At 71.2% G+C, this 20,051-nt stretch carries 16 protein-coding genes; 4 read left to right on the top strand and 12 right to left on the bottom strand.

The window, feature by feature from the left end; all coding sequences use genetic code 11:
* Positions 1–3: 3 nt before the first annotated feature.
* The 5 genes from ACIBI9_RS12620 to ACIBI9_RS12600 all read right to left on the bottom strand — a co-directional run bounded on the left by ACIBI9_RS12620 (position 4) and on the right by ACIBI9_RS12600 (position 4,289).
* Positions 4–966, bottom strand: a complete 963-nt coding sequence (locus tag ACIBI9_RS12620; RefSeq protein WP_397222106.1) for a zinc-binding alcohol dehydrogenase family protein — start codon at positions 964–966, stop codon at positions 4–6.
* Between the two features lie 44 nt (positions 967–1,010).
* Positions 1,011–1,841, bottom strand: a complete 831-nt coding sequence (locus tag ACIBI9_RS12615) for a helix-turn-helix transcriptional regulator (RefSeq protein WP_397222105.1) — start codon at positions 1,839–1,841, stop codon at positions 1,011–1,013.
* Positions 1,842–1,950: 109 nt separating this feature from the next.
* Positions 1,951–2,292, bottom strand: a complete 342-nt coding sequence (locus ACIBI9_RS12610; protein WP_397222104.1) for a YciI family protein — start codon at positions 2,290–2,292, stop codon at positions 1,951–1,953.
* A 70-nt stretch (positions 2,293–2,362) separates the two neighbouring features.
* On the bottom strand, positions 2,363–3,073 hold the full coding sequence (locus tag ACIBI9_RS12605) for a helix-turn-helix domain-containing protein (RefSeq protein ID WP_397222102.1): 711 nt from the start codon (positions 3,071–3,073) through the stop codon (positions 2,363–2,365).
* Between the two features lie 37 nt (positions 3,074–3,110).
* A complete protein-coding gene (locus ACIBI9_RS12600) occupies positions 3,111–4,289 on the bottom strand; it encodes an FAD-dependent oxidoreductase (protein ID WP_397222101.1) in 1,179 nt (392 codons plus the stop codon).
* Between the two features lie 113 nt (positions 4,290–4,402).
* On the opposite strand from ACIBI9_RS12600, the gene ACIBI9_RS12595 reads away from it, so the two are divergent.
* Positions 4,403–5,086 (top strand): TetR/AcrR family transcriptional regulator C-terminal domain-containing protein, encoded by a 684-nt coding sequence (locus ACIBI9_RS12595; RefSeq protein ID WP_397222099.1) that lies wholly within the window; start codon positions 4,403–4,405, stop codon positions 5,084–5,086.
* A 464-nt stretch (positions 5,087–5,550) separates the two neighbouring features.
* Complete coding sequence (locus ACIBI9_RS12590; RefSeq protein WP_397222098.1) at positions 5,551–8,499, top strand: AfsR/SARP family transcriptional regulator; 2,949 nt, start codon at positions 5,551–5,553, stop codon at positions 8,497–8,499.
* A gap of 132 nt (positions 8,500–8,631) precedes the next feature.
* Here the strand turns inward: ACIBI9_RS12590 and ACIBI9_RS12585 are convergent, their stop codons facing one another.
* From ACIBI9_RS12585 to ACIBI9_RS12560, 6 genes are all read right to left on the bottom strand, one after another.
* The gene (locus ACIBI9_RS12585) at positions 8,632–10,194 is read right to left on the bottom strand and encodes an ABC transporter permease (RefSeq protein ID WP_397222097.1); all 1,563 of its coding nucleotides are present in this window, start codon (positions 10,192–10,194) and stop codon (positions 8,632–8,634) included.
* On the bottom strand, positions 10,191–11,087 hold the full coding sequence (locus ACIBI9_RS12580; RefSeq protein ID WP_397222095.1) for an ATP-binding cassette domain-containing protein: 897 nt from the start codon (positions 11,085–11,087) through the stop codon (positions 10,191–10,193). Before ACIBI9_RS12580 ends, ACIBI9_RS12585 begins: the two co-directional genes overlap by 4 nt.
* A gap of 86 nt (positions 11,088–11,173) precedes the next feature.
* Positions 11,174–13,837 carry an AAA family ATPase gene (locus ACIBI9_RS12575; RefSeq protein ID WP_397222094.1) on the bottom strand — a complete coding sequence of 888 codons (2,664 nt, stop codon included), beginning with the start codon at positions 13,835–13,837 and terminating at the stop codon, positions 11,174–11,176.
* A 227-nt stretch (positions 13,838–14,064) separates the two neighbouring features.
* The gene (locus tag ACIBI9_RS12570) at positions 14,065–14,649 is read right to left on the bottom strand and encodes a dihydrofolate reductase family protein (RefSeq protein ID WP_397222093.1); all 585 of its coding nucleotides are present in this window, start codon (positions 14,647–14,649) and stop codon (positions 14,065–14,067) included.
* 239 nt (positions 14,650–14,888) lie between these two features.
* Entirely contained in the window at positions 14,889–15,338 is a 450-nt protein-coding gene (locus ACIBI9_RS12565; RefSeq protein ID WP_397222092.1) for a VOC family protein, read from the bottom strand.
* Positions 15,339–15,783: 445 nt separating this feature from the next.
* A complete protein-coding gene (locus tag ACIBI9_RS12560; RefSeq protein ID WP_397222090.1) occupies positions 15,784–18,465 on the bottom strand; it encodes a cellulose binding domain-containing protein in 2,682 nt (893 codons plus the stop codon).
* 187 nt (positions 18,466–18,652) lie between these two features.
* On the opposite strand from ACIBI9_RS12560, the gene ACIBI9_RS12555 reads away from it, so the two are divergent.
* Positions 18,653–19,420 carry an SDR family NAD(P)-dependent oxidoreductase gene (locus ACIBI9_RS12555; protein WP_397222089.1) on the top strand — a complete coding sequence of 256 codons (768 nt, stop codon included), beginning with the start codon at positions 18,653–18,655 and terminating at the stop codon, positions 19,418–19,420.
* Positions 19,417–19,581, top strand: a complete 165-nt coding sequence (locus ACIBI9_RS12550) for a hypothetical protein (protein WP_397222088.1) — start codon at positions 19,417–19,419, stop codon at positions 19,579–19,581. Before ACIBI9_RS12555 ends, ACIBI9_RS12550 begins: the two co-directional genes overlap by 4 nt.
* Here the strand turns inward: ACIBI9_RS12550 and ACIBI9_RS12545 are convergent.
* Positions 19,550–20,017, bottom strand: coding sequence for a hypothetical protein (locus tag ACIBI9_RS12545; protein WP_397222087.1), 468 nt, complete (start codon positions 20,015–20,017; stop codon positions 19,550–19,552). The two genes, ACIBI9_RS12550 and ACIBI9_RS12545, sit on opposite strands and share 32 nt — an antisense overlap.
* Between the last annotated feature and the right edge of the window lie 34 nt (positions 20,018–20,051).

The following is a 20,051-nucleotide window of genomic DNA, read 5'->3' as shown; positions in this document are numbered from 1 at the left end:
CACTTAGATTCGTTCGACTTCGAGCACGAGCTTGCCGGTGGTGTGGCCGGACTCGATGCGGTGGTGTGCCTGTGCGGCCTGTTCCAGCCGTAGCGACTCGACCTGCACCCGAAGCTCCCCACTCGCGGCCGCGGCTACCGCCCGGCGCAGTGCCCGACCCGCCTGTGCGGGGAAAGCGGCCGAGAAGGCGGCCAGGTTGAACCCGGAGACCGTCTTGTTGGTGAACCACAGTTCGTTGGCCGAGATCCGGAAGTCCTCGGCGCCGGAGGCGTTGCCCATGGCCACCATCCGGCCCATCGGCGCGAGCAGGTCCAGGCTGCTGCGTCGGGCCGTACCGCCGACCATGTCCACCACGACGTCGAACCGACCGGCCTCGGCCACCTGCTCGCGCAGGACGACCTCGTCGTAGCCGAACGCCTTGGCTGTCTCGATCTTGGCGGGGCTGCCCACGGTGCCCACCACGCGGCCCGCGCCCAGCAGCCGGGCGGCCTGGCCGAGCTGGCTGCCGACGCCTCCGGCGGCGGCGTGCACGAGCACGCTTTCGCCTGGTTCGATGCGGGCCACCCGGTCGAGCAGGAGGAACGCGGTGGTGCTGTTGGAGGGCAGCGCCGCCGCGATGTCCAGCCCCAGGTCGTAGCCGTCCAACGGGGTCACCAGGTCGGCGGAGGTGACCACCACCTCCGCGTAGCCGCCGCTGTCGACGATCGTCAGCGCGGCGACTGACTGGCCCACGCGCAGCCCCTCGACGCCAGGGCCGAGCGCCCGTATGCGGCCGGACACCTCGATGCCGGGTACGAAGGGCAGCGGTACGTCCACCACGCCCTGCCGGTAGAGGATCTCGGCGAAGTTGGCGCCTGCGTAGGCCACGTCGATGGAGACCTGCCCCGGTCCGGGCTCGGGGAGTTCGACCTCGTCGAGGCGGAGGACATCAGCGCTGCCGAATTCGGGAATGGTGATTGCCTTCATGCCGTCCATCGTGCTGGGACGGCCTCCGACAAGGCAGTGTCAGCTCATCCCGGGTGTACCACCACCAGCCTTTCCACCTTTGCCTTGGTGTCGGTGTCGGGATGCGGCGTGTGCAGCACCACGTTGAGGTCCGCACGATCCGGCAGCCGGAACAGCGAGTACTCGAAGACGAGGTCCCCGGCTTCGGGGTGAGTGATCGCCTTGATCCCCTGGGAGCGGGAACGGACCTCCGGCCGGGCCCACAACTCGGCGAACTCCGCACTGGCGCCGCACAGCTCTTCGGCGATCTGCCCGAAGAGCGGATCGTCGGGATAGCGGGCCGCGCCGGCGCGGAAGTCGGCCACCATGTCCGGGGCGAACTCGTGCCATTCGGTGAACCTGCCGCGATAGATCGAGTGGGTGAAGAACGCCACCATGCAGTTCCGGACATCGCCGTCGAATCCGAACACCCACCTGGCTGCGTCGTTCATCGCCACCAGGTTGTAGTGCCGGTCCAGCACGTGCGCCGGGTTGGGCATCCAGGCGTCCAGCACCGCGCGCAGCTGCTCGCTCACCGGCGCCCCCGGCCGGCCTGCCGGGTCCGGCGGGTTCAGCCCGGCGAGCACATACAGGTGCGCCCGCTCAGCCTCGTCGAGCTTCAGCACGCGGGCGACCGCATCCAGCACGGCATCGGAGACCTTGATGTCGCGCCCCTGCTCCAGCCACGTGTACCAGGACACTCCCACCCCGGCGAGCACTGCCACCTCTTCCCGGCGCAGTCCCGGAGTACGGCGGCGCCCGCCGGCGGGCATGCCGGCGTCGGCGGGGGTGAGGGCCTCCCGCTTGGCACGCAGGAACTCTTTGAGCTGGTCACGGCGGCCTTGACTGGCAGTCACAAACACACCATAAGCGACCATAGGCCACAGACAGGCCGCCGATGCGGCCTGCACTCACAGGCCGGGCCCAGCGCGACCGGAACATGGCCGGCCCCCCGCGCTCGCGCGCTCAGCCCCCGTACTCGACGACGGGGCGCACGTCGACGCTGCCGTAGCCGGCGGTGGGGATCTTCTCTGCCCACGAGGTGGCGGCGTTGATGTCCGCGACGTCGACGACGTACAGGCCGGCGACGATGTCGCCGGACGTGGGCGTGACACCGTCGTCGACAACCGTGGCGGCGTCGCGCACGCTCACCGTCCGGCCGGCGCTGGCCTCGTGGAAGCCGGCCTCGTACACGAAGACGCCGGCGTCTCGCACTTCCTTGTCGTAGGCGAACCAGTCCGACACCTCTCCCTCGGCCGGACCGGTCGCGGCGGGGTCGTACTGGTAGATGAGGGCAAATTTCGGCATGGTCCAGCTCCTGTGCTCACTGAGTGGATAGGTCTGCCGCCTGCGGCGTTGCCCTCACGCTATGAGAGATTCACTGGCCGGACTTGTACAGAAGCGACAAGGGCTCGTCCGGGTCCGGATGCTGCAGTTCGGTCGCCGTACGACCCATGAAACGGGTGAGCGAGCGGGAAAGGTGCGGCTGGTCGTAGTAGCCGAGCCGGTGCACCACGTCCAGCGGCGCGACGCCCTCGGCGAGGAGCATGGCCGCCTCCCGGGCGCGCTCGATCTGCCGGATCGCCCCCTGCGTCAGCCCGGTGGCGGCGACCACCCGGCGCTGCACCGAGCGGGCGCTCAGCCGCGGGGCGTCGTCGCCCGCGACGACGTCGGTCACCAGGGGGTCGCGGACCAGGATGCCGGCCCGTGCGAGCCGGTTCACGAAAATCTCGGCGTTGTCGAAGCCCGGCAGCTCCCACTCCTCCCCCTGCAGCACGAACGCGTCCGAAGTCACGTGCGGGGACAGCACGGCCGAGTCGACCAGGCGCTGGACCGGCAGGTGCGGCATGGCCGTGCCATGGGCGAAGATGATCCCGAACGCGGATCCCTCCGGAGACATGTCCACCGTGGTCGGCTTGGTCTCCGGCCCGCGGATCGCGACGTGCGCGCGCCCGCAGTACTCCCAGACCACCAGCTCCCAGTTGGAGTTCGCGACCGAGTGCATCCGCTTGACCGTGGTGACGCCCTCGCTGCGGTAGACCCGCTCGACGTAGGGCGAGTCCGACGACCGATCCTCGTTCTCCAGCACCACTGCATTCTCGCCAGATCACCGCAAAACTCGCTACTCAGGCCGCTGGGAGGGGGTCCTGGCCGAGCAGGCGGTGGCCGTTCTCGGCGGAGGTGCGTACGGCGGCGAAGCCGTAGGCGGTCATCGCCGACTCGTACTCCGCCAGCGTCTGGAGGAGCGGCCGGCCGGCGGCGGCCTCGCCGAGGGCGGCGGCGAGCGCGCTCGCGTCGCGCAGGGCGGTGTTCGCGCCGATCCCGCCCGCGGGGCTCATCGCGTGGATGGCGTCCCCGAGCAGCGTGACGTTGGTGGCCGGCCAGGGCTCGATCGGCACGCTGGTACGGAGAACCAGGGCGAAGACCGTGGACGTGTCCCAGTGGTCGATGATCGCCCGGACCCGGGGGTGCCAGTCCTCGATCGCCCGCAGGGTCAGGGCGCGCAGTTCGGTCCCCGGCATGGCGCGCAGTTCGTCGTCGGGCGGCAGGAGTTCGTGGCGGGCGCCGAAGGAGCAGGTCATGTAGTCCTGGGGGGCGACCAATCCGGCCTCGGGGGCGAGTCTGGCGGTGGCCTGCGGCACGGGCTCGGGGAACTCCACCGGGGCCACGCCGACGAAGCTGCCGTCCGGGCCGACGATCGGGGTGAACACGGCGAACATGTCGTCCAGGAACAGCTCGCGGGTCCCCGCCGTGAGCGGCACCTTGCCGTACAGCTGCCGCAGGCCCGTGTCCACCACGCGCGCGTGCGGCAGATACTGCCTGCGCACCGGGGAGTTGACGCCGTCCGCCGCCACGAGCACGTCGCCGGTCGCGGTGGTGCCGTCGGCGAAGCACGCGGTGACCCGGCCGTCCGCGCCGGCCCGGTAGTGCGTGAACCGCTTGCCGAACCGGACCGCGTCCGTCAGGCCCGAGATCAGGATCCGCCGCAGCGTCAGCCGGTCGACCGCCAGGTGCACGCCGCCGTCGGACGGCTCCAGGACCGTGAGCCGCTCGAGCCGGTGGTCGAAGACAGGCGTGCTGGTACGCGGCAGCCCGGCCGTGGCGCGGAACAACCGGTGCAGCCGCTCGGGCAGGCTCGCGGCCAGGGCCCGGTCGCCGTGCTCGTCGATGTGGATGCGGTAGCCCTGCTGCCGGGAGGTCAAGGCGTCGTCGCTCTCGTACACGGCGACGCTGATGCCCCTCCGCCGCAGCCCTTGCGCGAGGCACAGCCCGCCCAGCCCCGCGCCGATGACGATCACATGCATTTCCCGCCGTCCTCTCGTCAAACCTTCCCTAGCAGTGCGAGGGAGACTCTAACATCGCTAGGGACTGCCTTGCACTGCTAGATTGGGGGGGCGGCAGACGGAGGAGTTCACGCATGGCACGTCAAGATCCCGGCTTTCCCGGTGGCATCGAGGAGGCCGAGCCGAGGCTGGACCGCGCCCAGATCGCCCAGGCGGCGCTCGATCTGCTGGACGAACACGGCTTCGACGCGTTCAGCATGCGCAAGCTCGCCGTGGCGCTCGACATCAAGTCGCCGTCGCTCTACTGGCATGTACGCAGCAAGGACGAGCTGTTCGACCTGCTGATCGACGTGGTCCTGGGCAAGTGCCGACTGCCGGCCGACGACGAACGCCCCTGGAGCGAGCGGCTCGCCGGCATCGGGCTCGAACTCCGGCAGGTCCTCCTCGCCCACCCCGCCGCCACCCGGCTCCTGCCGGGCAGGGTCCCTTTCGGGCCTAACGGGCTGCGGCTGGCCGACCACATCATCGGCATCCTGCGCCAGGCCGGGTTCGACAACCGGCTGGCCGGCTACGGCTACCTGCTGCTGCTGTTCTACGTCACGGGTTTCGCCGGCCAGGAGATCGCCTTCGGCAAGGGCCCCGACAACCCCACCCGTCTCGCCCAGATCACCCGTTTCCTACGCGAGCTGCCCGCCGACCGCTATCCCCACGTGACGGCCGTGGCGGACGAGCTCACCGGCGCCCCCGGCCTCACCCGCCGCTTCGAGCTGGGCCTGGCCGGGATCCTCAACGAGCTGGACCGCGAACGTCGCGCATGACCACAAACACGAAGACCTGGCCACCTCGGGCGGCCAGGTCGTCTTCATGAAACAGCAGGAGCGGAACCCCTGCTGCTCAATGCCTCGCTCAACGGCGACGGCGGTTGGAACGGCTGCTGCTGTCGCTGTTGATCCTCTTCTTCGGCCCCAGCCGCCGCCTCGGCCCTGGAGGATCCATGACCACGGGCAAGATCCTCGCAGCGGACATGTAACGCGGGAAGATCATGATTCGCTCCTCTCGAGAATGTGATGGAGCGGTCAAGGGACTGGAGCGCACATCCCCAACCAACTATTCGGACATACCCCTCATATAGCCACGTTACCCCGCAAATCATTCCTTGGCTCGGGCGCGTCCGATACGCCGACCTCGGGGGGCCTTGGGGCGTTCAGTCCACTGCAATCCGATTGCATGGCCGGTTAAAAATACTCCCAAACGTCAACGCCGGCGGAGGAGGATGCGACGGATGCGGTTCGCGGTGCTGGGGCCTGTGCGCCTCTGGCGAGGAGACGTCGAGCTGAACTCCGGCCCTCCGCAGCAACGCGCCCTGCTCGCCCTCCTGCTGGCGTACGCGGGACGGCCCGTGAGCCTGGACGAGATGGTCGACGTCCTCTGGGGACAGGACCCGCCGTCCAGCTCGGTCAACGTCGTCCACAGGTACGTGGGCAACCTGCGCCGGCTGCTGGAGCCGGGGCTGCCGCCCAGAGCGGAGGGCGGCTGGCTGATCCGGGGCGCGGGCGGGTACCGCCTGAAGGCCGACGCCGGCACGCTCGACCTGCTGCGCTTCCGCCACCTGGCCGAACAGGCCCGCTCGGCCGCCCCGGCGCAGGCGGTGGAGCTGTACGCGGAGGCGCTGGCCGTATGGCAGGGGGAGGCGGCGGCGGGCATCCAGGCCGAGGTACGGTCCCGGCCGGTGTTCGCCGCTCTGGAGCAGGAACGGATCACGGTCGCGCTGGCGGCGGCCGACGTGGCGCTGGAGCACGGCGGGATGGTCGGATTGCTGCCCGCGCTGCGGGCGGCGGCCACCCGGCATCCGCTGGACGAGCGGCTGCAGGCGAGGTTGGTGCTCGCCCTGGCCACCACCGGCCGCCAGGCCGAGGCGCTGGACACCTGGCAGGCGGTCCGCGACGAGCTCGCCGAGGAGCTGGGCATCTCACCGGGGCCGGAGTTACGCGCCGCTCAACAGCGCGTACTGACCGAGGCCGCCGGGCCCTCGCGGGAGCCGACCGCCCTCGCCGTGGCACCGACGGGCGGGGCAGCCCGGCTCGCGGTGACACCGACAGGCGAGGCGACCGACCTCGCGATGACCTCGCCAGCCTCATCCGTCGAGGCCGAGGAAGCAGGTGAGGCCGATGAGGCAGGCGAGGCGGGCGCCATGGTGCGACCCGCGCAGTTGCCCGCCGATCTCGCCGTCTTCGCGGGCAGGCGGGCCGACCTGGCCAAGGCCCTCGCCCTGCTCGACGGTGACGCGCTGAGGACGGTCGTGATCAGCGCCATCGGCGGCATGGCGGGCGTCGGCAAGACGACGCTGGCGGTTCACTGGGCGCACCGGGTGGCCGACCGTTTCCCGGACGGCCAGCTGTACGTGAACCTGCGCGGCTTCGACCGCCTCGGCTCCGCCATGGACCCCGCCGAGGCCCTGCGGAGCTTCCTGGAAGCGCTCGGCGTGCCGCCGCACCGGATCCCGGTCGCGGTGGACGTGCAGGTCGGGCTGTACCGGAGCCTGCTGGCCAAGCGCCGGGTGCTGATCCTGCTGGACAACGCCCGCGACGCCGACCAGGTACGCCCCCTGCTGCCCAGCAGCCCCGGCTGCCTGGTGCTGATCACCAGCAGGGACCGGCTGCCGGGCCTGCTGGCGACGGAGGGGGCGCTTCCGATGACGCTGGACCTGTTCCCGGCCGAGGACGCCCGGGAGTCGCTGGCCCGGCGGCTCGGCGAGGAGCGGGTCGCGCGGGAGCCGGAGGCGGTGGACGAGATCGTCGAGCGCTGCGGCGGCCTGCCCCTGGCCCTGGCCGTTGTGGCCGCCCGCGCCGCCGCCAACCCGGCCTTCCCGCTCTCCGCGATCGCCGCCGAACTGCGCGAGACGCCCGGAACGCTGGACGCCTTCGCGGACGGCGATCCGGCCGTCGACGTGCGGGCGGTGTTCTCGTGGTCGTACCGGTCGCTCAGCGCGGCGGCGGCCCGCCTCTTCCGGCTGCTGGCGCTGCATCCGGGGCCCGATGTCAGCGCCGGGGCGGCCGCCGCTCTCGCGGGTGAGCCCGTACGGCGTGCGCTCAACGAGCTCACCAGAGCCAGCCTGCTCACCGAGCACGCTCCCGGCCGGTACGCCGCGCACGATCTGCTGCGCGCGTACGCCACCGAGCTCGTGGAAGGCTCCGAGGACGATCGGGACGCGGCCGTACGGCGGCTGCTCGACCACTACACGCAGCAGGCGCACGGGGCCTGCAGGAAGTTCGCCCCGTTCTGGGTACGGCCGGAGCTGGGCCTGCCCGTGCCGGAGTTCGATGACGACCGGCAGGCGCTGGCCTGGTTCACGGCGGAGCACTCCGTACTGATGTCCGTGGTGGACCTGGCTGCCCAGGGCGGGTTCGACACGCACAGCTGGCAACTGGCCTGGGCGCTGGAGCGCTTCCTCGACCAGCAGGGCCACTGGCGCGACTGCGCGACCGTACAGCGTCACGGACTCGCCGCCGCCGAGCGGCTGGGCCACCGGACCGCGCAGGCGCACCTGCATCGGGCCCTGGCCCGCGCCTCCGCGCGGCTGGGTGACTATCACGTGGCCTGGCCCGGCATCCGGCGTTCGCTGGAGCTGTACGAGGAGCTGAACGACCTGAGCGGGCTGGCCACCGCCCACCGCAGCCACGCGTGGCTGCTCGACCAGGTCGGACGGTACGAGGAGTCGATCGCGCAGGCCGAACGGGCGCTCGACCTGTACGCGGCCACCGGCAACCCCGCCGGCGAGGCCAGCATGCTGCACGCGCTCGCCTGGACCCACATCAGGCTGGACCAGGACTGCCGGGCCGCCACGTACCTCCAGGATGCACTGATCAAGCTGAACGGCCTGAGCAACCGCTACGGCGACGCGGGCGTCCTGGACGGCCTCGGCTACGCCCTGCACCGGATGGGCGAGTACGACCGGGCCATCGTGTACTACCAGCACGCCCTGACCCTCTACCGGGACGTCGGCGACCGCTACAACGAGATCGGCACCCTGCGCCACCTCGGCGACAGCCACCGCGCGGCCGGCGACCACGACGCGGCCCGGGCCTCCTGGCAACACGCCCTGGACCTGGTCGACGAGGTCGTCGATCCGGCGACGGCCGACGAGATCCGCGACAAGCTCCTCCACCTCGACCTGCCCGACCTGGTCGGCGCCGAGCGACGCGTCAGACGCTCCTGCCGCGGCGGCCCCTGACCACCTCGGCGATCACGCCCAGTGGACGTCGGTGAGAAGGAGCAGCACCATACGAGGGGCGGTGAGCCCACCTGGATGCGGAGAGATCCGCCCGGGCCACCGGGCGGATCTCTCCGTGACGGTTCTTGAGGCTCAGGTGAGCGCCCTGCGCCTGACGGCGGCGAGGCCGGCCGCGACGAGGACGGCGGTGATGCCTGTCATGATCGCGATGGCTGTGGCCGTGAAGGGCTCGCCGGAGATGACCATGGGCAGGTTGGGGTAGGGCACGGCGTACTTGGCGATCCAGTAGTCGATGCCGAGGATCGGGCCGAGCACCTCGCCGAAGAGGTTGACGAACAGGAAGGCCGCCCAGGAGATCGCGGCCGCGGCGCGGGGAAGCAGGCCGAAGGCCAGGACGCCGATCCCGGCCAGGATCCAGGTGGCGGGCACCTGTACCAGGGCGCCGGCGAGCACCTTGCCGGGCGCCCCCGCCACCAGGCCCATGGTCAGCCCCGCGGCGGCGAGGATCAGGGCGCTTCCGGCCAGGGCGAAGAGCAGGTGGCCGGCGACCCAGCGCACGCGGGAGACCGGGGTGGACAGGAGCAGTTCGGCGCGGCCGGAGATCTCCTCGTTGCGCAGCCGCAGCAGGGCCAGGAGTGGGTAGAGGGCCGAGACGTAGCCGAGGCTGAGCGCGATCAGCCACAGGTAGGCGTCGGTCATGGTGGCCTCGGGCGAGGCGGTGTAGCGGCGGAAGAACTCCTCGACCGCGGCGCCCTGCCGGGCGACCTCCTCGATGGAGGTGGCCAGGGCGCCCAGGACCAGCCCGGCGATCGCGTATCCGGCGATCCAGCCGCCGAGCAGGCCCTTCTGCAGCCGCCAGGCCAGGCTCAGGGGGCTGCGCAGCCGGTCGGAGGCGGCCGGGCCGGGACGTTCGGGGATCAGGCCGTGGCCCAGGTCGCGCCGGGCGAGCAGCCGGTAGGCCAGCGCGAGGGTCGCGGCGGTGAAGGCGAGGCTGAGCAGCAGCACGGCCATGTTGTTGTCCCCGTACGGCCGTACCAGGTGCGACCAGCCTTGCGGTGAGAGCCACTTCAGCGCGGCCAGGCCGCTGCCGTCGGCGACGAAGCGCAGCACGTAGCTGACGCCGAGGCCGAGTGCGGCCACGCCGATCGCGGTGCGGGCGGTCTGGGTGAGCTGGGCGGCCACGGCGCCCATGCCGGTGAAGACCAGGCCGGCGGCGGTGATCGCGGCGCCGAAGGCCAGCGACCCGGCCGCGTCGGCGCCGGTCGCGGTCATGGCGGCGGCGGTGAGCAGCCCGGCCAGGACGGCCGAGCCGCAGGTGACGGCGAGGGCGGCGGTCAGCGGCGCCAGGCGGCCGACCACCCCGGCGCCGACCAGTTCGGCGCGGCCGGACTCCTCCTCGCCCCGGCTGTGCCGGACGACGGTGAGGATCATGATCAGTCCGAGGATGGTGTAGATGGCGTCGGCGTTCTTCCACACCGCCATGCCGGCCAGGGTGGCGGAGGGGATCTCCCCGGCGAACGCGGTCAGCGCCTGGTTCGCGGCCATCTCACTGGCGAAGGCGGCGATGTCGGGAATGCCGGTGGCGTACCGCTGGACCTGCCCGGCCGCGAGCGCGACGAGCAGCAGCAGCCAGAGCGGGACGATGAAGCGCTCACGCTTGAGTGCGAGCTTGGTCAGGGTCCAGGTGCCGCTCATCGCTCCGCCTTCTCGCTCTCGTAGTGGCGCAGGAACAGGTCTTCCAGCGAGGGCGGGGTGCAGGTCAGGTCGCGTACGCCCACCCGGATCAGCTCGGCCAGCGCCGCGTCCAGCCGGGTGCGGTCCACCTCGAACTCGATCCGGTTGCCGTCGACCTTCACCTCGTGCAGGTCCGGCATCCGGGTCAGGACGTCGGGCGGCGAGGCCAGCTCGGCGCTGACCCGGCTGCGGGCCAGGCCGCGCAGCTGGGACAGGGGGCCGGCCTCGACCGTCCGGCCCCGCCTGATGATCGTGACGCGGTCGCACAGCGCCTCGACCTCCGACAGGATGTGGCTGGACAGCAGCACGGTCCGGCCGCGCTCCTTCTCCTCGGCCACGCACTGCTGGAAGACCGCCTCCATCAGCGGGTCCAGGCCGGAGGTGGGCTCGTCCAGGATGAGCAGGTCGGCGTCGGAGGCGAACGCCGCCACCAGCGCGACCTTCTGCCGGTTGCCCTTGGAGTAGGTCTTGGCCTTCTTGCGCGGGTCCAGCTCGAACCGCTCCAGCAGTTCCGCCCGCCGGGCCCGGTCCAGGCCGCCGCGCAGCCGGCCGAGCAGGTCGATGACCTCGCCGCCGGTCAGGCCGGGCCACAGGCTCACGTCGCCCGGTACGTACGCCAGCCGCCGGTGCAGTTCGGCCGCCTCGCGCCACGGGTCGCCGTCCAGCAGCACGGCCCGGCCGGCGTCGGGCCGCAGCAGGCCCAGCAGGGTCCTGATGGTGGTCGACTTCCCGGCCCCGTTCGGGCCGAGGAAGCCGTGCACCTCCCCGGCTCGTACGGTCAGGTCCAGACCGTCCAGGGCCCGGGCCCGGCCGAAGGACTTGACCAGTCCCTCCACTTCGATGGCCAGTTCCATGGCCGCCACACTCCTCGTCTTGTTCCCTTTGGTGCTGGTCAAGACGTTAGAAGCGGCGATCATCCGAAGGTATCGGGCATGTTCCCCTATTCGAGGCTCAGGCGGGCCAGCTCCGTCCGGGTGGAGACGCCCAGCTTGGGGAAGGCGCGGTAGAGATGGTGGCCGACCGTCTTGGGGCTGAGGAACAGCCGCGCGGCGATCTCCTTGTTCGTCGCGCCGGTCGCCGCGAGCCGTACCACCTGCAGCTCCTGGGGGGTGAGCTGGGCCACCGCGTCCGCGGCGGCGGGGGCGGAGCTCTCTCCGGCCGCGCGCAGTTCGGCGCGGGCGTGCTCGGCCCAGGGAGCCGCGCCGAGCCGCTCGAACCGCTCCAGCGCCTCGCGCAGGTGCGTACGGGCCTCGACCTTGTGCCGCTCGCGGCGCAGCCACTCCCCGTACAGCAGCTCGGTGCGGGCCCTCTCGAACGGCCGGGCCTCGCCCTGCAGCTCCAGGGCCCGCGCGTACAGCGTGCCGTCCGCGGTCGCCAACGCCCGGCAACGCAGCACGAGCCCGTCCTCCCAGGGGAGACGTGCGGCGGCGGCCCACTGTTCCAGCCGGGCCAGCGGTTCGGCGGCGCGTTCCGGGCGGCCGAGCCGCACGGCGGCCTCCACCTGGTCGGCGGCGAAGTGCACGCCGGGTCCCACGTGCTGGATCGGGCCGCGGGTGGCCGTCTCCAGCCGGTCCAGTGCCGCCTCGTAGCGGCCTCGGCCGAGGTCGAGCAGCGCCAGCGCCCACTCGCACCATGCGGCCACGAGCGCGTTGGCGTGCGCCGGGAGGCGCTGAAGGTTCCGTTCGGCCAGCCGCGCGCCGTGTTCGTCGCCGCGTACGGCGGCCACATACGCCAGCAGCGCCTCGGCGTGGGCCACGCGGCTGGGCTGGCCGATGTCCTCGGCGATGCGCAGTGCCTCGGTGGCGGACTGGATCGCGTCGCGATGACGTCCGAGGTTGGTCTCGGCGGTCGCCAGTGTGCACAGCACCGCCGGCAGCCAGCCGATGGCTCCGCTCGCGCGGCGCTCCTCCGCCAGGTCCGCCATGATGTCGCGGGTGTCGTCGTAGTCGCCGGTCAGCAGTGCCTGCAGCGCCACGTTGAGCCGCAGCCCCGGCGGCCCGTTCCTGCCCTGTGCGACGTGCTCGCGCAGCAGCGCCACTCCATCGGCCGCCTCGGTCGCGTCGTCGGAGTACAGCTTCAGCGCCCCGCCGATGGAGTCGACGAGCTTGTCCCTGACCGGATCCGGCGGCAGTTCCCTGAGCATCCGATGGGCCTGCGCCACCCGCGCGGGGTCACCGGCCGACCAGGACGCCCGCGACGCGTCCGCCAGCATCGCCGCGGCGGAGTCCGCGTCGAGCGGCGCGACCTGGCGCGCTGCCGTGACCAGCACCTCGTGAACCGTGCGCAACGAGCCGTGCTCGAATTCCACCCGGGCCCGCACGGTCGCGATGCGCGCCAGCGCGCGGGGGTCCTCGGTGAGCCGCAGTGCCTGCCCGGCCAGGTGCCGGGCGCGATCGGGCAGCCCCGCGTCCACGGCGATCTCGGCGGCCAGCGCCAGCCGCCGCGCCCGTTCCGGCTCTTCGGCGGTGAGCCGGGCGGCCCGTTCCAGCGCCGTGACGGCTGTGGCGTGCCCGGATCGCCGGCGGGCCCGCAGAGCCGCCGCCTCCAGGTCCGCCGCCACCTCCTCGTCAGGTCCGGTGGCGGCCGCCGCCCGGTGCCAGGCCGCCCGGTCTGGGTCGCCGGCCAGCGCGTCCGCGAGCGTGGCGTGCGCGGCCAGCCGATCGGTGAACGGCGCGCCCCGGTAGGCGGCCGTACGGATCAGCGGATGCCGGAAGACGACGGTCTGCTCCTCCACGCTGATCAGTCCCTCGCCCTCGGCCGCCGCCAGCGCTCCTGCTTCCAGCCCGAGACCGGCCATGGCACGCAGCGTGGCCGCCAGCGCGCCGCTCTCCTCCGCCGCCGCGACCAGCAGTGCCGTACGAGTCGGCGAGGGCAGCTTGGCGATGCGCCGCTGATAGGCGTCCTGCAGACGGTGCGGCAGCGGCAGCGGCCCCGGGTCGGTGGCGTCGGTCCGGGGCAGTTCGAGCAGGGCCAGGGGGTTGCCGTCGGCCTCGGTCAGCACCCGGTCGCGTACGTGCGAGGGCAGGTCCGGAGCGTGATCGGCCAGCAGCGCCCGCGCGGCCATCGGATCCAGCCGCTTGAGCGTCAGTTCGGACACACCCGGCAGGGCGGCCCCCTCTCGCGCCGCGAACAGCAGGAACACCCTCTCGGCCGCCAGCCGGCGGGCGGCGAACCCCAGCGCCTCGGCCGAGGGCCGGTCCAGCCACTGGGCGTCGTCCACCAGGCACAGCACGGGCCTGTCCGCGGCCAGCTCCGCCAGCAGCGACACCGTGGCCAGGCCGACCAGGAAGCGGTTGTCGCCGCCCGGGGCGGCCAGTCCCAGCGCCGCCCGCAACGCCTCCGCCTGCGGGCCGGGGATGCCGGGCAGGTGCCGCATCGCGCCGGACAGCAGGGACTGCAGCGCCGCGAACGGCAGCTCCGCCTCGCTCTCCACGCCCGTGCAGCTCGACACCTGGAACTCCTGGTTTGAGCCCGCCCACCGCAGCAACGCCGACTTGCCGCCGCCCGGCTCACCCAGGACCACGACGGCGCCGCCCCGGCCAGAGGCGGCCTCCGCCAGGAGCCGGCCGAGCTCCCGCTGCTCCCGCTCCCGCCCGTACAACATCAGGCACTCCTTGCGACCCACACGCCTGGTGATCTCAACGCCGGGCAGCATACGCGTCCCAGCGGTCGGCGCGGCGCGAGCCCCCGATGGACACGTCCGAGCGTCAGCGAGGGCCGCTCGGGGGACGAAGAGCCGGGTTGAGCCGTTCAAACAGGCGCCCGCGTCGCTCCGCTTGCAGAGGAGTGGCGCTGAGAGGTTGGAACCCCGGGACAGGTACTCAGGGACTGTCAGCGGCGGTCGTAGTGGGCGACGATGACACCCTTCGTGGTCGTGACACTGCTGGTGAGGCGGTACTGGGTCAACGGCGCCGGCCCCTCGAACATCCGTGTACCCGAGCCCAGGGTGAGCGGGTGAACCACCAACGTGTAATGGTCGATCAGACCGGCCGCATGCAGGCTGCGCACCAGTGCGGAGCTGCCGATGATGCCCAGGTCGTTGCCGTCCTGCGCCTTCAACTCCGCAACCGTCTGAGTCGCGTCGCCGCGCAGCAGCACCGAGTTCTGCCAAGCACTCGCGTCGTCAAGCGTGGCCGAGGCGACGTACTTGGTGACGGCGTTCATACGGGCGGTGTACGGGTTGCCGTCCTCGCGGTGCGCCCACGCGGTGATGAAGTCCTGCCAGGTGCGGCGGCCGAGCAGCATGTCGCCGGCGACGCTCATGCCCTTGGCCATCTCCTGGGCCAAGACCTCGTCCTGGTGCCAGGCCCCCCAGCCGCCGTGCGTGAAGCCTCCGCGGGTGTCCTCATCGGGACGGCCCGGGCCCTGCACGACGCCATCCAGGCTGATGTTCATGGTGACGGTGATCGAACGCACCGGAATGTCTCCTCCACTCCTGCGGACCGCCCCAGTGGCGGCCCGATCACCCCCTACACGAGCGCCAACCGCCCAAATCGACATCGTCGAACGACAAATTCCTGCTTTCTGTCTGACCCGCTCCGGCACCGCGGCGAGGATCAGCGATCTCCAGCTTCAAGGACCCGCTTTGAAGCGGTGCAGCTCACCCACGCCCAGACCGTCTACAGCGATGTGCGACCGGAGTACTGGTGCCGTGACTACTGACGTTCACCGGGTCGGTCTGCCGTACTTTCAGGCGGTGAGCTGACTCGAAGCACGTGTCCGTCCGGATCGTGAAGGCGCATCTCATACATTCCCCACGGACGTACGGCCGGCGGGTCCGCGATGTCCACGCCCTGGTCACGCCACTCCTGGAACAGCCCGTCCACCTGCGTGGATGTGTGCACGTCCAGGTGCAGCCAGGTGCTGTGGACGCCTGCGGCCTGGGTCAGGATGATCTGAGCGCGGTCTCGCCCGACGAGCGCCGTCCCAGGCTCACCCGGTTCGCCGAACTCGTCGCCTCGCAGGAACCGGGCCTGACGGTCAGACCAATGCCAGCCGACTCGGAAGCCCAGCGTGTCTGAGTAGAACCGCAGGCTGGCGGACAGATCGCTCACCAGTAGGTTCGGCCGGCAACCGAAGATGGCCTCGGGCTCCCCGATGCTCATCAACACCTCCGCCTGTGCTGTCCACCCGCAGGCCATGCCGCTCGGTCAGGCCCCCGATTGGTTTGTGCCCGGTCTCGTTAGTGGTCAGCTCACCAGGCCCTCGTGGCGTTGGAACGTGCGGCAGACGGGCTGGGACTGCGGCGCGTAGACGCCATCGGTCGCCAGGCCGCAATGGACTGATCGCATGCGGGGCGTGCCACGCCCTCACGTCTGCGCACCTTCCTACGAGAAGACACGTGACCGACCGTTTGGCTGGACCGGCCCAGGGCCGGGAGAGCGCGAGAGGGCTGGGAAGCCCTCTCGCCCGGGGCTCGTGGCGAGGCCGCGACCCCCGACGGGCACGTCCGAGCGTCAGCGAGGGCCGCTCGGGGCGGGCTCCAGCAGGCCCACCAGGTAACCAGGTAACGGGTGGGTGCCGGCGAGCGCCCCGAGCGGGGGTTTCGGTTTACGCCGGGGTGCAGGTGAGGGTGGTGGGTGGGGTGTTGGTGCCGGTGTAGGTGCCGGTGAAGCCGAACGACGTCGTCCCGTTCGGGGCCAGGGTGCCGTTGTAGCCGGCGTTGACGACGCTCACGTTGGCGCCCGTCTGGGTCGGGGTGCCGCTCCAGAGCTGGCTGATCTTCTGGTCTCCCGACCAGGTCCAGGTCACCTTCCAGCCCGTGATCTGCGCCGCCCCCGTGTTCTTGACGGTGACCTCAGCCTGGAAGCCGCCCGACCACTCGTTCACTCCCTTGTACGTCGCCGCGCAGCCCGACCCCGTGGTGGGTGTGACGGTCGGGGTCACGGTGGGCGTGACCGTGGGCGTGACGGTGGGGGTGACCGTCGGGGTCACGGTGGGTGTGACGGTTACCGGCGGGCCCGTGCGGTCGCCGTACAGGATGCCGCGGCCGTTGGTGCCGACGTAGACGCGCCCGTACACCCTGGGGTCGCCCGTCAGGGCCTCGCCCATGTTGCCCCACTGGTGCTTGTCGTCGTTGATGCGCGCCCAGTTCGCCCCGGCGTCGTCCGAGCGGTACAGGCCCGTGACGCCGCCGATCGTGGCCACCGCGAAGACCGCCATGTACGTGCCGCCGGGCGCCGCCTTGCCGAAGCCGACGTTCACCGAACTGGTGATGCCCGACAGCTTCGTGAAGGACGCGCCGCTGTCGGTGGAGTGCCACAGGCCGCCGTCGCCGGCCAGCCACAGGTCACCCTCCTTGCCCGGCACCGCCTTGATCTTGCCGCTGGTGGGCAGGCCCGAGGCGGCGGTGGCGGTGAAGGTCGCGCCGCCGTTGGTGCTGACGTAGAGGCGCCCGCCGTTGAAGCCGTAGAACTTCGCCGCGTTGACGCGGTCCGACTCCACGATCGCCCCCGTGGGCAGGCCGGACGCCTGCTGCCAGGAGTTGCCGTACCCCACCGAGTAGACCGGCGTGACGCCCTTGGGCGCCCAGACGAAGCGGGAGCCGTCGGCGGCGGCCGCCACCGTGCCGCCCTCGTCGATGCCGCCCGGCTCCGTGCCCTGGAACCAGTTGGCGCCGCCGTCCGTGGAGAAGGCCACGTGGCTGTCGTTCGGGCGGTCGGAGTCCTTGAAGTTACCCGCCCGGACCATGATCGAAGGGGACTTCTCCGCGTAGTCCAGGCTGGTGGTCGAGGTGAAGATCGGGGCCGTGAACATCATCGACGGCACGGCGTCCAGGTTCGTGTGGCGGAAGCCGCCGATGTCGCCCAGGGCGCTGACCAGGGACGCGCCGCTCGGCGGGCTGATCAGGTCCAGGACGGCCGTCTCCTCCAGGCCCTTGGCCATGGGCTTGATGGTGAACTGGGTGCCCGAGTCCCACTTGGTCAGGTCCTCGGTGCCGTAGATCGTGGCGCCGGTGCCGTACATCATCCTGTCGGAGTCGAGCGGGTCGATCTCCAGGGACTCCGTCATCCAGCCGAGCTTGGGCGTGACCTCAGGGGGCTGCGGGTTGGTGCCGAAGGTCAGCCACGGGTTCTCCGAGATGTCCTGCTTGTAGCGGAAGCTGCGGTTCGGGTACGAGGTCCAGTCCCACACGCGGGTCCAGGTCGCGCCCGAGTCCGTGGACCGGAAGAAGATCACGTCCGGCCACCAGGAGATCTGCGTCGCCACCATGATCGTGCCGGGTTTCTGCCGGTCGATGGTCAGGCCGCTGTAGCCGAAGTAGTCGTCGGAGCTGGACGACGGGATGGGGCTGATCTGGGTCCAGGTGCCGGTCGCGGTGGCGTAGCGCCACACGTCGCCCTTGGCGCCGTCGTACGGGCCGCCGGTGTCGCTCGTCGCGATGTAGAGGTAGCCGTTGGTGGTGTCCAGCACGCCCTTGTGGGCGAGGTAGCCGGTCGGCTGCCCGGCCACGCGCGACCAGGTGGCGCCCGCGTCGGTGGTGCGGTAGACGCTGTTCTCCTTGTCGGCGACGCCCACGTAGATGGTCTTGGTGGCGGTGCCCTTGGTGGACGAGCGCGGGTCGTAGGCCACCCACACCACGCCCGGCTTGTGGCTCAGGTAGCCGTTGGGGTCGTTCGGGTCCTGGGCGTAGTTGCCCGGGTTCGGGAAGCTGGCCACTTTCGCCCAGGTGGCGCCGTAGTCGGTGCTGCGCCAGAGCCCGTTGCCGTTGGGGGTGCCGAAGTAGAGGACGCTGTTGTTGTTCGGGTCCACCGACAGCGCCTCGCCCATGCCGCGGCCGGGCATGTTCCCGCCCAGCTTGAACGGCAGCGGCGTGACCTGCCAGTTGTCGCCCTTGTCCGTCGAACGCAGGATCGCGCCGTTGTTGGGGTCCCAGCTGTTGGTGTACATGCCGACGGCGGCGTACACCCGATTGGTCTGCACGGGGTCGGTGGCGAGGCTGATCACGCCGTTGTAGCCCCACTTGTCCCAGCCGACCCAGTCCAGCAACGGGGTCCAGGACTTGGTCGGCTGGTTCCACCGGTACGCCCCGCCGATGTCGGTGCGGGCGTAGATGAGGTTCTTCTCCGTGGGGTTGAAGATGATGCCGGGGACGAAGCCGCCGCCGTCGATCCTGACGTTCTTGTACGCGTACGGATCCGAGGCGACGGCCGAGACCGGTGACATCCGCACGATCGCCGCCACGAGCAGGACGGCGGCGACCGTGAACATGACCAATAATCTTCTTCGCATGCGCGGCTCTCCCTTTCCAGGCACGCCGAACCGGCGCCCCAAAGGCTTCAGATGACCGCCATGCACGAGCAGAGTGCAGGGACCCTGACCGTCACCGCGCCTTCGCGCATGAGCTACTCAAGAAGGCTCACATACGGGCGCGCCGACGGTCAATAGTTTGGACGCACAACGAATTAAGGAGGCAAGCATGGACTTTCCTGAATTCCGGGTCGACGGGAAGGTCGCCCTGGTCACAGGGGCGGCCAGGGGCCTCGGGCGGGCCATCTCGCTGGCCCTGGCCAACGCCGGGGCCGACGTCGCCATCGGCCTGCGGGACATCGGCGAGGACGGCGGGCTGGCCGGCGAGATCACCGGGCTGGGGCGCGCCGCGCTCCCCCTCCAGATGGACATGACGGCCCCCGGCCAGATCTCCCGGGCGGTGGAGGAGACGCTCAGCCGGTTCGGGCGGATCGACATCCTGGTCAACAACGCCGGCATCGCCCCGGGCAACCCCGCCGAGGACGTCACGGAGGAGGACTTCGACCGGACGCTCGCGGTCAACCTGAAGGGCACCTTCCTGGCCGGCCAGGCCGTGGGCCGGGCCATGATCCGGCAGGGGCACGGCAGGATCGTGAACATCGGATCCCAGGCCGGCGAGGTCGCCCTGCCCGGCGAGTCCGTCTATTGCATGACGAAGGCGGCCATCGCCCACCTGACCCGATGCCTGGCGGTCGAGTGGGGCCCGCACGGCATCACGGTCAACAACGTGGCCCCGACGTTCATCCGCACCCCGGGCACGGCCGAGGCCCTGTCGGACCCGGCGTTCGAGGCGGACGTGATCGAGCGGATCGCCGCGCTGCACCGCATCGGCGAGCCCATGGACGTGGCCGGCGCGGTGCTGTTCCTGGTCTCGCCCGCGGCCTCCATGGTCACGGGGCACACGCTGGTGGTCGACGGAGGGTGGACGGCCAGATGAGCGAGGACACCTTCGAGGGCGACCGGCTCGACGGGACGAAGTGGGCACCCGAACGGGAGGGCGGCCTGCGGGTGTCCTCGCTGCAGACGGGCGCCTTCTCGGGGCCGGCCGGCACGTACCCCAAGGAGTTCACAGTCGACTACGTTCGCGGGTCCTCGTAGCAGCGGCCCACAGCGCGATCGCGATGTAGAGGACCTGCTCGGGGATCCGCTCCCAGAGGGGGGTCACGTCCTGGCCGGCGAGGGCGGCGTACACGTTCGCCGGCAGCAGGGCCACGAAGAGCAGCGCCAGGCAGATCCCGGCGGCCCTGCGGGTCCCTTCGAGCACGAGCCCGGCCGCGCCGGCCAGCTCCAGCACGCCGGTCAGATAGATCACCAGGGCCGGGAACGGCACGAACGGCGGCACCATGGCCACCAGGTCGGCATGGTTGGGCATGAAGGTCACGCCCGCCGGGACGAAGTGGGCGCTGGCCGTCATCACCAGCATGACCGCCAGCCCATGAGCGGCGCTGACGCGCCAGGTGGCGAACCTGGCCACGCCCAGCGCGCCCAGCAGCCGGAACGCCAGAGTGGCGACCAGCAGAACGATCACTATCATCACAGCCCCTATTTGGATAGCTCAGGTATCTAGA

It is taken from the genome of Nonomuraea sp. NPDC050451, from assembly GCF_044458585.1.
Note: the sequence above shows the minus strand (reverse complement) of the source record. Positions and strands in the feature narration are given on the sequence as shown.